Source organism: Sphingopyxis sp. LARHCG72, assembly GCF_052871675.1.
Map to the genome: position 1 here is coordinate 32,554 of NZ_JBIXJU010000013.1, position 13,364 is coordinate 45,917.

Sequence of the window (13,364 nt, forward strand, 5' to 3'; positions counted from 1 at the left end):
GTGCGCATGTCTGCCGCCGCATTGCGTCAAATCGCTATCTGCCCGATCTCGGACCGTTCCCGCCGCGAGCTTGCCAAAGCAACCGATGTCCGATTTCGGCGACTTTTGCTCCAAGATCTGCCGTTCCGCTTCCGGCCATTTGCGTTCCGATCAACTCCTGAGGCGCGAGACAATCAGAGCTGGATCCGCATATGCAAATAGCCGTCCATGGTCTGGTAGTATTTCAAACTCGCCTTGGGGTAGCAGGTCACGCCAGTAGGCGAGGGCGTTGGCGGGATCGGAAAGGGTATCGTGCCCGCCGATGAGAATCGACCAGCCGGAGCCGTCGACGGGATATTCGAATGTGTTGCCGCGGGCAAAATAAAGCTGTTCGCTTACATAGCCCTCGAGCCGCCCGGTGGCGAACATTCGGACGGCGCGGTAATAATCGTCAACGACATCATCATCGGCCAGCAGGGACTCGTCAGGCGGGCTGCCGCGCATCGATTTGAGCAGGACCTTCCCGAGATAGTCGCGCGTCATCGCCCGCGCGATAAGCCGGGCGGCGGGAAGGATCAGCCCGGGGCGGCGCTGATAGGCTTCCTTGAACGAACCGAGCACGCCCCACCGGCGCTCGTCGCGCGAAGATATGGGGTCGGGATTGACGAGGACGACCTTTCCGCAGCGGTCTGGATAAACTCCCGCGAACGCGACCGCGGCCTGTGCGCCGCCGCGTCCGATGATGTCGGTCCGGTCTATCCGCAGCTTGTCGAGCACGAGCGCCATGTCGTGCGCAGCGTCGGCAAAAATGTCCCGATCGACTGTTCCGATTTCAGCTCCGCTCGGATCGGTCAAACCGAAGCCGGGGCGATCAATGGTGATCACCCGATAGTCTTCGCTCAAGAGCTGTGCGACCAGCTGCCGGGGCGGGTGCCGCGTCGTCATGCTGCTGTGGAGGATGACAACGGCGCGGCCCTTGGGAGATCCATATTCGGAGATCGCAATTCGCCGCCCGCCCGCGGCATGGACGAAGCGGAGCGGTTCGGAACTGCCGTCGATCCAGCTGATGCGCCCGTGGCTTGCGGACGTCAGCGCCTGCATGACAGTTGCGACGCTGATCAAGCGGACCATCTCGGCCGCGCCCGACACGCCCAGGATCTGGAAGAGGATGTCGGCCTGCTTTTTCACCGTGGCTTCGGAAATTTCCATGGCGCGGGCGGTTTCAGCGCGGGTAAGCCCCTGCGCGAGCAGCATCGCGATCTGCGCCTGTCGCGGCTTCAGTCCCCAGCGATCGACGAGTATCGCCGGCGCCTCTTCGCCTGTCTGAAAAATGCCGAAGGCGAGGAGCGAAAGGCTGTGCAGCAAACCGGGCAACCGCCGGGCGCCGACCTTGGCGAGCGCGGATGACATGGCCTCGCGCGCAGTCGCATAACTTACGCGCGCAGCAAGCGCGCCGTCACGGATACTGCCTGCTTTCAGCGTCGCTTCGGTCACGCGCGTCTCGAGGCCCGTCATCGCGAACGCCATGCAGGCGCGCCGCAACGGCCGTTCGGGCGTCGCCGGCGTGGCGATGACAAGAGCTCGGTCTTCGGATTTGTCCGTAAGTGCGTTCGCGATGACATCGGGCAGATCCCACGTCATTGCTTCCCGGCCGTGTACATAGATCAGCGACGGCAGCCCCATCGGTCTGCTTCCGAACGGCTCGACCCGAACCTCCGCCTGCACTTGGACGACTTCCGCCGCGTCCCAGTCGATGTGGCGAGCGATGTCCGGAAAGTCGAAGCCGGTCGACGCGATAAGTTGCCGGGTGCGCAGTGTGGCGACGGCCAGATGTAGTGCTTCGGTGTCGACCAGCGAGGTTGCCGTAAACGCATGCGCAGCGTCGAGCCCGTGAAAATAGGCTTCGAGCGCGTCGGGCTCCGCTCGGGCCCGATCGAGCAGCCGCTCGGGCTCGTTCAGCCAATCGAGCGCATAATCGGCATCCGCCGGTCCCGTCCCCTCATTCGAATCGCTGCGTGGCATCGGTCTTTCGATAGCGAGAGGGCCGATACCCTACAAATGGGGATATGCGTAGCCAGCCGCCCACGGCAATTAGCCCCGAAAATAACGGCTTGAAGAGGGGTATGGGAAAAGTCGGGACGATAGGCGCAGGCGTATTGGCTTCGCTGACGGGCGCAGTCACCGCCGGAGGGGGCGCGGCGGCTGCGGGCGAGGAAACAGTGATCTTCTACTGGTGCAACGACCTGCCTGCCGGACCCGACATGATCGTGCGGCAATCGCGCATCTATCGTGCGCGTCTGGCGCTCGACGGGTTTCCCGATGCCGGAGGCGCGCGTGATGCGTTCCAACGCGACCTGGAACGCAGCGGCGTCACCGGCATCGGGATCCTCAACTGCCTTGGCCCCTTCGACACTTACCGCGAAGCGGTCGCCGACCGCCTGCGCAAGGCTGAAATCGGACGAATCACGGGCTGGACGGTGATTTCCGCCCATGGAGGAGTTGAACGATGAATATAGGCAAGCGCTGCTTATTTCTGATGGCTGTCCTTGCAGCCGTGAATCCGGCGGCCGCCATGGCGCAGACCGGCTTCTCGAAATGGTATTTCCAGGACGAGAGCGACGGCGTCGCGGTCTATTACGCCGTCAAGGTGGACCGCGACGAAATCAGAGTGGCGTGGAAATGCGTCAATACGGGGGTCGAGGCGCGCGCCTGCTCGATTGGTGCCGGCGGCGACAAGACTTATCTTTGCCGCCGCGACGGCGTCGGCGCGGGGGTGACATCGTCGCTGGGCGAGCGAGCGACGGTCGGCGCCGGACGTGAATATATATTCCCGTCCGACTTTGCATGCCGCGGCAAAGCCGCAAATGAGGTGCAGCCTTCGGTGCGGATCTCGATCGAGCGCTGAAGGGCGGGCGCTGCAAAATCATTCGATCGATTGTCGGGGGACATCAATATTATGGAAATACGCATTCCTTCAGCGGCGATGGTGCTGGTTGGCGCTCTTGTGGCAGCAATGCCGCCCGGCGCGGCGCCTGCGGCCGCGCAATCCGTTGTTGCTACAAGCGACGCCTGGGGCATCGCCAAGGCGCAATGGGTCCGGCTTCCAGCGCCCGAACTCAGGCGGCTTGCGGGGCTTCCGGCGTCGGCGCCGCAGCTTCTCGCCGCCGCCGAACGAGGCGACGCGCATGCGATGGCCCTCATCTCCAGTGCCTATGCCACCGGGGCGGGGGTGCCCAAGGATCCATCCCAGGCGTTTCGCTGGGCGCAGCGCGCCGCCGACACGGGTCTTCCCTTTGGCCTCCACGCGCTCGCTCTCGACTATTTCTATGGCACCGGAGTCCCCGTCGATCACGGCCGATATCTCGATTTTCTGCGCAAGGCGGCCGACGCGGGATCGATCCTGGCAGCCTCGGAATATTCACAGGCTCTTTTCGTAGGCGCGATTACCCCGAAGAATTTCGCTGCGGCGAAGCCTTATGCAAAGATCGGAGCCGAGGGCGGCGATGCGAAGAGCAAGATGCTCTATGGCACGCTGCTCTTTGATCGTTCGATACCCGGCTCGGATCCCGTCGCGGCGGCCGACTGGGTGCGCGCCTCGGCGAATGACGGTTTTGCTTTCGCGCAGCAGGCGGCCCGTGCTCTCGGGCTGCAGGAGGAATTTTCCGAGACCTCGGCAAAGCTCTTCGTTTCGAATTTCGGCAATGCGCTCGTCGGCGCCCATACCATGTCGGCGCGGCCCGAAGACCCGTGCGTGACCCGCATCGTCGTCGATCACAACGGCACGACGGGCGTGTTTCTCGTTAACTGGCAAGAGACCTCGGTCGCCACCGCCGCTGACAGCTTTCTAAATCTGACGGGCGCAATTCTCAACGGAACCGATCCCGTCGGCGGAGATGTTCGTACCAGCTTTGGGCTTTCGCTGCATCGGGATCAGCTGGAAGCGCCCGAGGAACGCGACCGCATGGCTATGCTAGGCGACACGGCGCGAGCTCTTTCCGCGATTTGCCAAACGCTTTGAAAACAGGATCGATAGGGTATGGCCTTTCGGATTAAAATTTTTACTGCAATCGCAGTCTGGTTGACCGCATTGGGGCCCGTCCCGGTCGCCCTGGGGCAAGAACAAACACAGGAGAACGCGGTTCGCTTCCTGAACTTGTTCGCATCGCAGAACCAGCTACCTGCTGGATTCTCGACCCGTTTCGATCAATTGGGCGCGATGCAGCGACTCCAACTGGCCGTCCCGGTGACGAGACTCGTGGGCGCCAGCACATATGATCCGAAGGAGCCTTGCGTTACCGATATCAAGACGTCCGACGGCAAGACCGCGTATCTCGACTGGGTTAAATCCGAAGTCTATTTCTGGCCGCGCTCGGGTTGGTCGGAGGCGCTGCTCGCATCCGATTACGGCCCTTCGGTCAAGACGATGATCGAAGTCCGCCGCCTCAATGAAGGTTTTAGCGACGTGTTCTGGCCAGCCGACGAGGTGCAGGGGGAACGGCTTTTCAGGGCGATGCAGTTTCTCAGGAACAGCTGCGATCCGATGAAGACCACTGGTTTTTAGCTTTATCATCGCGAGAGGGAAAACGATGCGAACTGCGACCATAATTATAGCTCTGATGCTTGCTGTAGCGCCTGCTACCGCCCAGACGGTGCCGGACTTGCCGGCTGATCCCGTCAAGGCGATCGACGGCGAGTGGTACGGCGTCGATCACAAGATCGGGTTATCGGTGGCAAATGGCGTCGTCACGGTGGTGGAGAATGACACGGCGGACCTCCATCTGAAGAAGATCACGGCTCCTGCGGGAACGGTCATCGCGCGTCTCACGGGCGCTGAGGGGACAGGACCGAAATCGGCGCGGTTCGTGGGTCAATGTCTTGAGCTGATCGACACTTCGCGTTCGCAGATGCTCCCGTGTCCGACCCACGCTTTCGTGCAGTCTGCAGCCTATGGCGGCAAGCCCGGACTGATGCTTCATTTCTGGACTGCGGACTTCCTTCGCAAAGACAATATTCCTGCCTACCAGTGGCAGTACCGCAAGTAATCGGCCAGAGGCAGTCAGCACCCCCCGAGGCGTCGGCCACGGCAGAATCCTTGCCAAAGGCCCCGCACATTGCCCGGGGGACGCGCGGTAAGGATTGGGAGTTCGATGACGAGGGTCTATATGCCGCGGCGCAGCTGTCGAACGACACAGCGCGTGAAAGTTTCGGCGATGCGATCCGCGCTGCTGCGGCGAATGGCCGTCGCCGCGCTGCTTCTCGTCGCGGGCAGTGCGGCGTTGGCCTGGGCAGCCGATGCGCCTCCTCCCCTTGCGGGCAGCCAGACCGAACGCGACGCCGGGTCGGCGCGACTTGCCGCCGAAGCCATCGGCGCGGGCCACCTGGCGGAGGCCGCGGGCATCCTCGAGACCCTGGTGGCGCCGCGGCATCATATGCTCACGATAGGGCCCGGCTGGCATCGCGATCTCGCGCGAGCCTATGCGGCGCTCGGGCTGATCGACGGGGCCCAGGGACAATATCGGCTTGCGTTGGCCGGGACGGCCGGCGACGAAGGCGCGGCCGGCGAAGAGCTTGCCGCGCTCATTGCCAAAGCGGGGCGGGCAGACGTCGTGCCGGACACGCTGGGGCCAAATGGCGCTAAATATTTCGATCTCCGCTGGGTCGATCGTGGCAACGCGACGATCGATTTCGGCACCGCCTTTGTGCTGCCGCAGGATGATGCCGACAGTGGGGCGTTCACGACGGCGACGTACCGAGCCGACTGCCTTACGCTCAAGTCGCAGTTGCTCGGCGGCACGGTCTTTTCCGCCGCGGGCAAGACACTGCGATCGTTCGGCGAGGGCGAGGCCGAAAGGCCCGCCAACGACCTCGCAGACCATAGCCTGAGAATGGTCTGCCGGCGCGATCCGGCCCTGCAAGTGAAGCGCGTGCCCTTGATCGATGGCCGCACGCTGCTCACAAGCTACCGCGCCCAGCGTCTCCGGCGGACGGCCCCGACGTCATCCCCAGGCGAGGGTGGCTCGCGCCAGGCGGCGTGCCGCGCGCATGTCGAGATGTTCGTCGGTCAGCTCGCCGCCGACGGGCAGGTGTCGGGTCCGAGCTGGCAGGTCCGCGATTGGTGGGACATGCGCACCGAGGGTCTGCCCAAGGAACGACTCGCCGCGGCGACGTCAGCGGTGGCGGCGCTGGCTCGCGCCGATCCGGGCGCCGCGCGCGCTTTCCAGCAGGCCTGCGTGCAAGAAGCGCTGGCGGGCGGAGCCGTGCCCGGACTGTAGCCGACTACCGGAGCCGGACTTGAAGACGCCGGACTTGAAGTCCTTCTCCGTGCAAGGAATTCGCGCCGCGTTCCCAACGTCTGTTTCTCGCAATTTGGGCCTTAAAGCCGCCTGGCCGCTGACGGCCACGATCGGATTTACTAACGGAGATCTCCGGCTGCGATTGCCCGCCCCTTGTGCAGGTCGAGCTTCGACGCTCCAGATGACATCCCTGTTTACGGGTTTCCGCGGCCCAAGCACATTCTTTTATTCTCCTCCTCGGTCAACCGTTGGCCTGTCGTCTGATCGCTGAATTTATATTGAATATCGCACTACTAGTGATAGGTGGAGCACACCAAAGACAAAGAGGTGCGATATGGGAGAGAAGCCAGTGGCGACGTTGCACGAAGGGGCTATCGCGAGAGAGGCCGCGCTACCTCGCGGTCTCGCACCGACCGATGAGGGATATCCCTCAACGGCCTATGGCTGGTATGTGGTGGGCGTATTGACGTTGGCTTATGTTTTTTCTTTCCTCGACCGACAGATCCTCAGCCTGCTGGTCGAGCCCATGAAGACCGACCTCAATCTCAACGATACCCAGATCAGCCTTCTGCAGGGGCTCGCCTTTGCGGTATGCAATGCTCTCGCCGGCCTGCCGCTCGGGCGCCTGGTCGACACGCAGCGCCGGACAACGCTGGTGGCTGCTGGCATCGCCTTCTGGAGCGTCGCGACGGCTGGATGCGGACTGGTGCGCAGCTATGGGGCGCTGCTGATGCTGCGCATGGGCGTAGGGGCGGGGGAGGCCGTTCTCACACCGGCGGCAAATTCGCTGATCGGCGACCATTTTCCGCCGCAGAAGGTCGGCTTGCCGCTCGCCGTCTACAGCATCGGGATTTTCATCGGCGGCGGGCTGGCGCTGGTCATCGGTGCGACGGTGATCGCCGGGGCCATCGAAGCCGGCCCTGCATATGTGCCCCTGGTGGGAGAGATCAGGCCCTGGCAGACGGTCTTCCTGATCGTCGGGCTTCCCGGTCTGCTGGTGGCGCTGCTGGCCCTGTCGCTCCGCGAACCGGCGCGAAAGGGAGCGCTTCGCCGGTCGGACGCGCCCGACGGTACCGGCAAGCCCGAGGCGCCGCCGCTGCGCGAGGTTTTTGCCTTCCTCAACGAGAATCGCCGCGCATTTATATCGGTGAACCTGTTCATGGGGTTTTCGGCGGTGGCGGGATATGGCGTCGCGGCGTGGGTGCCCTCGATGTTCATCCGCCGCCATGGCTGGACAGCGGTCGAGATCGGGCACACATACGGCTTGCTGCTGCTGGTCTTCGGCACGGCGGGCGTGCTGATGGGGGGATGGCTGGGCGACGTCATGACCCGCCGTCACGGGCCCGGCGGGCGGCTGCGCATCGCGATCGCCGTCAAGCTCCTGACCATTCCGTTCATCGTCGGCTATACGCTGCTTCCCGACGCGAGTTGGGCATTGCTGCCGTTGGCGGCATCGATCTTCCTACCAACGTTCATGAACGGCCTGAGCCCCGCCATCCTGCAGCAGATGGTGCCGAACCAGATGCGCGGCACCGCCATTTCGATCTCGCTGCTGGTCGTGAACATGCTCGGCCTCGGCCTCGGTCCGACCTTGATCGCGGTGCTCAACGATCATGTGTTCCGCGACCCCAACATGATCCATCTCTCGATCCTGCTGGTTTGTGTGGTGATGGCGGCGATTTCGCTGCTTCTCATCCTCATCGCCTATCGCCCCTATGTCGCGCTGGTGAATGACCTGCAGCAGTCGCAGACAGAACAGGGCAGGCAGGCATTTGCTCCGGGCAGGCACTAGGCTATGCCGCATCGATCAGCTGCGAAAAGCCTGCGACCAGGATAGGAGGGCCGATGCCGGACATGCCACGCCACCGCTCCCCCCGCTCCAGCCGCGACGAGCGCCGCACCGACTTGCTCGGCCATGCCGCGCGCGGGGTCCTGACGCAGGGCGGACTGCCGCTGTCCTATGACCAGCTCGCGGTCGCGGCGGGGGTCAGCAAGGCGCTGGTGTATAATTATTTCCCCAGCCAAATCGCGCTCGGCACCGCGCTCGTCGAAGAAGAACTGACCAGCGTCGATCGACGCGAACTTGGACGGCTGGCCGCGCTCGAGGACCCGGTCGCGGCAGCGCGGGCATGCGCGGACCTGTATTTCGACATAGTCGCCGATCGCGGCCCGCTGCTCCACATCCTGCTGGCCGACCCGTTGCTGAATCAGGGACAGACGGCGCATGTCACCGCGCGAAGCGGCCTGTTGCTGCTGCCGCTCGTGCGCCGATTGCGGGGCGCCTTTGGCATATCGGCGCGCGAGGCCAATATCATTGTCCAGCTTCTCATCACCCTGCCCGAAGAGTCGGGAAAGCAGGTATTCCAGGGCAGTTCGGCGCGCGAGCGGGCGAGGCGGCTGTGCGGCGACACCGTCGAGGCGACGCTGTCGGCCTTGCAGGGCGACCGGTCCGCCGACGGCGCGTTGGCGTCAGGCGTCGACCTGTTGTGACGCCGCCGCCCGGTGGCCATGTTCGTCGATCATATAGTCGATGCCGGCGCCGATGCCTGGCATGATCAGCCGCTCGATGGTTTCGAGGTCGGCCTTGCCGCGGGCCAGCAGGCGGCCGCCGCGTAGCGACATCGCGGTCAACAGGGTGCCGACGAACGTGCTCGCCCAGGCCGGCACGCCGTAAGCTTCCTCGAAAGCGCTGCCCAGCACGTCACGGTTCACCCGGCGGCGATCCTCATGCTCGCTGCGCAGGGCAAGGCGAACGTCGGGAAGCGCGAGCAGCTCCTGGACGATTTCGCCGCGCTGGCTGACCTGCCGAAGGTAGGCGATCGTGGTCAGCGTATAGCGCATCTTGGGGTCGGTGCAGTTGCGGGCGGCGGAAAGGCGCGCCTTGTTCATTTCCGTGAGCTCGGTCCGCGCGATCGCGACCAGGACCTCGGCTAGGCTTTTGTAATAATTATAGATCTGGGCCTCGCTGATGCCGATATCGCGGGCGATCCGTTTCAGCGAAACCGCGTGCACACCCTCGGCCCGCGCGATGCGCATCGCCTCGTCCAGTATCTGCTGACTGCGTTCGTCGCGCGACATCCGGCTGCGCGGCCGGCGCGAGGGCAGGCGATTGCGGGTAATCGTCGCCTCGGCTGGAACATCGTCGGGCGCCGTGGGTAGCGGCGTCTGCGGCTGGTCCTTGCCGGCATAGACCTTCGCCCAATAGCCGCGGGTCGGATAGGGGATGAGCAGGCGGTCGCAGATTTTCGCCAGCCCGTTGGCCGACAGGCCCAACCCCACCGCGACGTTCGACATCGGCTGTGACCAGACAAGATCGTAGATCGCGCGGCGCGTCAGGACGGTCGGAGGCGCGGCGGCATCGCCATCGCTGCCTCGCAGAGAAGGGCTGGTCGGGGCCATCGGATGATCAAACACTCCCGCTGCCAAAAAGCAAGCCTTAGCGTATTGACTATTGCTCAAGTTAGAATCTATGAATGCAATTCGCACCAATAAGAAGTGCGGCAAATCCGGGTGGGAGGATATCCTGATGCCTATACGCAAAACCGTTGCTTGCTTGCTCGTCGGCCTGTCGGGCGTCGCCTTTCCCACCGCACTCGCGGCGCAGACGCAGGCGGGCGACCGGCCTGCGGACAGCGCGCAGGACGATGGGGCCGGCGCGTCTGCATATGGATCGGATATCGTCGTCACGGCGCAGCGGCGCGCCGAAAGCGTCCAGCGCGTTCCCGTCGCCGTGACCGCGGTTCGCGGCGACACGCTGCAGCAGCTCAACATCACGTCGCCGCAGCAGCTGACGCTGATCGATCCGAGCCTGAAGTACAAGCAGAGCACCAGCGCCGGCAACTCCGGCTTTTTGATCCGCGGCATCGGCACCAGCAGCTTTTCGGCCGGGATCGAGCAAAGCATCTCGACAGTCGTCGATGGCGTCGTGCTCGGCGATCCGTCGACCATATCGACGCTGATCGATATCGAACGGGTCGAGGTGCTGCGCGGGCCGCAGGGCATGCTGTTCGGCAAAAACGCCTCGGCGGGCCTGATCTCCTTCACCACGGTGCGGCCGAAAATCGGCGAAAGCGAGCTGGTCGGGCGCGCGGAGTTCGGATCGAACGGCCATCATGTCGGCAATCTGATCGCCAACCTGCCCATTTCCGATACCATGGCGGTGCGCGCGTTCGGCTTCATCAAGGAACGCGACGGCGTCGTCACCAACCGCAGCCCGTTCCAGCCGAAGGATGTCGACGGCCAGCTCAACTACGGCGGCGGCCTCAAATTCCTGTGGGAACCAGCCGACGGTCTCAGCATCTTTCTGTCGGGCGATTATTCGGAGGTCGGGCGCTTCTGCTGCTCGATGGTGTGGACGAAAGTGACGCCGGGCTATGCGCCTGCGGTCAGCCTCGCCCAATACGGTATCGTCGCATCCGACAGCAATCGCGAGGTGGCGATCAAGGGCCGCTCGTCGGGCTCGGCGCAGCGCGGCGGGGTGTCGATGGAAGTCAATTACGATATCGGCGATCATGCGCTGACATCGCTGACCGCCTGGCGCGGATCGACGCGCGAATCCTTTTACGACGGCGACAATACGACGATCAATTATGTCGATCGCAACGGCGGGTCGAACAAGCTCGACCAGTTCAGCCAAGAACTGCGCCTGACCTCGCCCAGCGGCAAGCTGATCGATTATGTCGCGGGTCTCTTCTATTTCGACCAGCGGGTGACCGGCTATATCGACCAGCAGGGGTTGCTTGAATGGATCGTCCCAGCGTCGAACGGCAACGTAATCCGGCTCGTCCCTACCGCGCCGCCGGGCACCATCTTCGACGCCAATCTGACCAACCGCGTCCATTCGCGGAGTATCGCTGGCTATGCGCAGGCCAATGTCCACGCGACCGAACGGCTGAACTTCATCCTCGGTGGACGCCTGACCTATGACGATCTGCGGCTGAACTATAGCCGTGGGACGGTTCCAGGCGCACGGCCCATCCCCGGTGCCGTCACGCTGTCGCTGCGCCAGCGGGTCGACAACACCAATTTCTCGTTCCGCATCGGCGCGCAATATGACCTCACCGACGACGTCATGGCCTATGCGACCTATTCGCGCGGCTACAAGGGACCGGGGTTCAGTGGGCTCACCGTATCCAACGTCAACCAGGACCAGCGCGTCGCCCCCGAGATCCCGACCAATATCGAACTGGGTATCCGCGCGTCGCTGTTCGACCGCAGGCTGACCGTAAACGCGACGGCGTTCCGGATGCGGGTCCGCGATTTCCAGGCGCAGGTCGCCGATCTTTCGAGCGCCAGCTACGCGAACCGGATCACCAACGCCGGGTCGCTGAAGAGCAAGGGCATCGAATTCAGCATCGTCGCGCGTCCAACGTCGGAACTGACCCTCAGCGGCGGCGGTGCCTATGTCGATGCGCGCTACGGCCGTTTCGAGGGCGTGCAATGCTATTTCGGCCAGCCCAAGGTGGCGCAGGGAGGGCCGTGCGTGGCGCCGCCTGCCAATCCCAATTCGATTGACGGCTTTTTCGACGCTGCGGGCAATCGGCTCTCGGGCGCACCGCGGTTCAGCTATAATCTGGTCGCCGATTACCAGCGCGCGATCGGCAACGATCTGCGGGGGCAGTTCCAAGTCAATTTCAGCGGCCAGTCGGACGTCAACTATTCGGCGAATGGCGATCCCGGGACGATCCAGAAGGCCTTCGGCCTCTTGGGCATGAACATCGGCATCGGCGCGGAAGACGGTCGCTGGCGCGTCGGGCTGTTCGCGATCAACCTGCTCGACAAGCATTGGGCGGCGCAGAAAAATCCGAGCCCGGTCACGACCCTCAATCCCGGCGGATATCTGCAGTATCTCAGCCCCGACTCGGTTCGCACGGTCGGCGTCTCGCTCGACTTCCGTATCTGATCTTCGAAGGGACAAATGACATGAAATTGTACAGCGCGAACTTGCCGGCGCCGAACCCGCGCCGCGTGCGCATCTTTGCGGCGGAGAAGGGCATTGCCTTGCCCGAAGTCATGCTGAGCCTGCCCGAACGCGAGCATAAGTCGGCCGATCATCTTGGCCGCAACTCACTGGGCCAAGTACCCGTGCTCGAACTCGACGATGGCACGACGATATGTGAAACAATCGCCATCTGCCGCTATATCGACGAACAGCATCCCGAGCCGCCGCTGTTCGGCGGCAACGCGAAGGAAAGGGCCGTCATCGACATGTGGACGCGACGGATCGATATCCAGCTCGGCGAACCGACGAAGATGTTCTGGCGTCATGCGCATCCGGCGACGGCAGCGCTGATCGAGCAGCACAAGGTCTTTGGTGAATCCAACCGGGCGGTCTTGGCGCGCGCGATGCAGTGGCTTGATACAGAACTGATGGACCGCCGTTCATTCCTGGCCGGAGACAGTTTTACGATCGCCGACATCGCCGCACTCACGGTGATCGATTTTGCGGTGCTGATCGGACTTGATCCTATGGCTGGCAAGTCGGCCGTAACGGACTGGCACGCGCGCGTATCGTCGCGACCCAGCGCATCTAGCTAAGGATACTTCCGAGCGCCGGATGCTGGAATTCGGAAATGTCCCGGTTTCGCTGACCGGACCGTCTTCTACCGGCCACACCCGGATTCGGTTGGAATGGCGGTTCGCAAGATCGCGGCCATTGCCGGCATGGAGCCTGGATTATGCGAACAAGCCGAGGGACCGGGATATCATCAGCAATGAAAAATCGCCGGAGCCATTCGGGGGCCGTGGTTTCAACGTGCGGAATACGGCGATTCTCCGCCGAGGCTATCGTTCGTGTGGCTGATCAGCAGATCACACAGACACGCGGCATCGGAACAGGCGTCCCGCTTTGCGATAAAGGCGGCATCGCGAGGGGGATTGCTCTGGTCGACTTCCTGCTTGGTTGCATTCTCGCTCGCATAAACCCAGGCAAGGTCGTCGAGGCGACCCATGTGCCAGAGTCCGGCAGTGACTGGCCCCCACCGAGTGGTCCGCGGGGATTGTTAGTGCATTGACGCCTCGATCGCCAGTGTTGGCCGTAGGTGGAGCGAAGCGGAACCGGAGGGCGACACTGGCGATCGAACGGCCTCCGGC

The 13,364-nt window shown here is 63.5% G+C and carries 13 protein-coding genes and 1 pseudogene; 10 read left to right on the forward strand and 4 right to left on the reverse strand.

Features of this window, described 5'->3' with window-relative positions; genetic code table 11:
- Nucleotides 1-150 precede the first annotated feature (150 nt).
- Entirely contained in the window at nt 151-2,001 is a 1,851-nt protein-coding gene (locus ACIPPQ_RS20880) for an alpha/beta fold hydrolase (RefSeq protein ID WP_446545974.1), read from the reverse strand.
- 44 nt (nt 2,002-2,045) lie between these two features.
- Between ACIPPQ_RS20880 and ACIPPQ_RS20885 the strand changes: the two genes are divergently transcribed.
- The 8 genes from ACIPPQ_RS20885 to ACIPPQ_RS20920 all read left to right on the forward strand — a co-directional run bounded on the left by ACIPPQ_RS20885 (nt 2,046) and on the right by ACIPPQ_RS20920 (nt 8,762).
- Complete coding sequence (locus ACIPPQ_RS20885; protein WP_446545975.1) at nt 2,046-2,489, forward strand: hypothetical protein; 444 nt, start codon at nt 2,046-2,048, stop codon at nt 2,487-2,489.
- A gap of 62 nt (nt 2,490-2,551) precedes the next feature.
- A complete protein-coding gene (locus tag ACIPPQ_RS20890) occupies nt 2,552-2,884 on the forward strand; it encodes a hypothetical protein (protein WP_446545976.1) in 333 nt (110 codons plus the stop codon).
- A 30-nt stretch (nt 2,885-2,914) separates the two neighbouring features.
- Nucleotides 2,915-3,997 carry a tetratricopeptide repeat protein gene (locus ACIPPQ_RS20895; protein WP_446545977.1) on the forward strand — a complete coding sequence of 361 codons (1,083 nt, stop codon included), beginning with the start codon at nt 2,915-2,917 and terminating at the stop codon, nt 3,995-3,997.
- A gap of 18 nt (nt 3,998-4,015) precedes the next feature.
- On the forward strand, nt 4,016-4,540 hold the full coding sequence (locus ACIPPQ_RS20900) for a hypothetical protein (RefSeq protein WP_446545978.1): 525 nt from the start codon (nt 4,016-4,018) through the stop codon (nt 4,538-4,540).
- A gap of 55 nt (nt 4,541-4,595) precedes the next feature.
- Complete coding sequence (locus ACIPPQ_RS20905) at nt 4,596-5,021, forward strand: hypothetical protein (RefSeq protein ID WP_446545979.1); 426 nt, start codon at nt 4,596-4,598, stop codon at nt 5,019-5,021.
- Nucleotides 5,022-5,126: 105 nt separating this feature from the next.
- Complete coding sequence (locus ACIPPQ_RS20910) at nt 5,127-6,251, forward strand: hypothetical protein (RefSeq protein ID WP_446545980.1); 1,125 nt, start codon at nt 5,127-5,129, stop codon at nt 6,249-6,251.
- Nucleotides 6,252-6,606: 355 nt separating this feature from the next.
- On the forward strand, nt 6,607-8,064 hold the full coding sequence (locus ACIPPQ_RS20915; protein WP_446545981.1) for a spinster family MFS transporter: 1,458 nt from the start codon (nt 6,607-6,609) through the stop codon (nt 8,062-8,064).
- Between the two features lie 53 nt (nt 8,065-8,117).
- The gene (locus ACIPPQ_RS20920; RefSeq protein WP_446545982.1) at nt 8,118-8,762 is read left to right on the forward strand and encodes a TetR/AcrR family transcriptional regulator; all 645 of its coding nucleotides are present in this window, start codon (nt 8,118-8,120) and stop codon (nt 8,760-8,762) included.
- On the opposite strand, the gene ACIPPQ_RS20925 is transcribed toward ACIPPQ_RS20920, so the two are convergent.
- A complete protein-coding gene (locus ACIPPQ_RS20925; protein WP_446545983.1) occupies nt 8,742-9,671 on the reverse strand; it encodes a TetR/AcrR family transcriptional regulator in 930 nt (309 codons plus the stop codon). The genes ACIPPQ_RS20920 and ACIPPQ_RS20925 overlap by 21 nt on opposite strands.
- A gap of 127 nt (nt 9,672-9,798) precedes the next feature.
- Between ACIPPQ_RS20925 and ACIPPQ_RS20930 the strand changes: the two genes are divergently transcribed.
- Nucleotides 9,799-12,174 (forward strand): TonB-dependent receptor, encoded by a 2,376-nt coding sequence (locus ACIPPQ_RS20930; RefSeq protein WP_446545984.1) that lies wholly within the window; start codon nt 9,799-9,801, stop codon nt 12,172-12,174.
- A gap of 20 nt (nt 12,175-12,194) precedes the next feature.
- Nucleotides 12,195-12,809, forward strand: a complete 615-nt coding sequence (locus ACIPPQ_RS20935; protein WP_446545985.1) for a glutathione S-transferase family protein — start codon at nt 12,195-12,197, stop codon at nt 12,807-12,809.
- A 212-nt stretch (nt 12,810-13,021) separates the two neighbouring features.
- Here the strand turns inward: ACIPPQ_RS20935 and ACIPPQ_RS20940 are convergent, their stop codons facing one another.
- Together ACIPPQ_RS20940 and ACIPPQ_RS20945 are read right to left on the reverse strand one after the other, a co-directional pair.
- Nucleotides 13,022-13,222: a hypothetical protein gene (locus ACIPPQ_RS20940; RefSeq protein WP_446545986.1), complete on the reverse strand. Its 201-nt coding sequence runs from the start codon at nt 13,220-13,222 to the stop codon at nt 13,022-13,024.
- Nucleotides 13,223-13,273: 51 nt separating this feature from the next.
- Nucleotides 13,274-13,364: pseudogene (locus ACIPPQ_RS20945) on the reverse strand (integrase catalytic subunit); the annotation flags it as partial.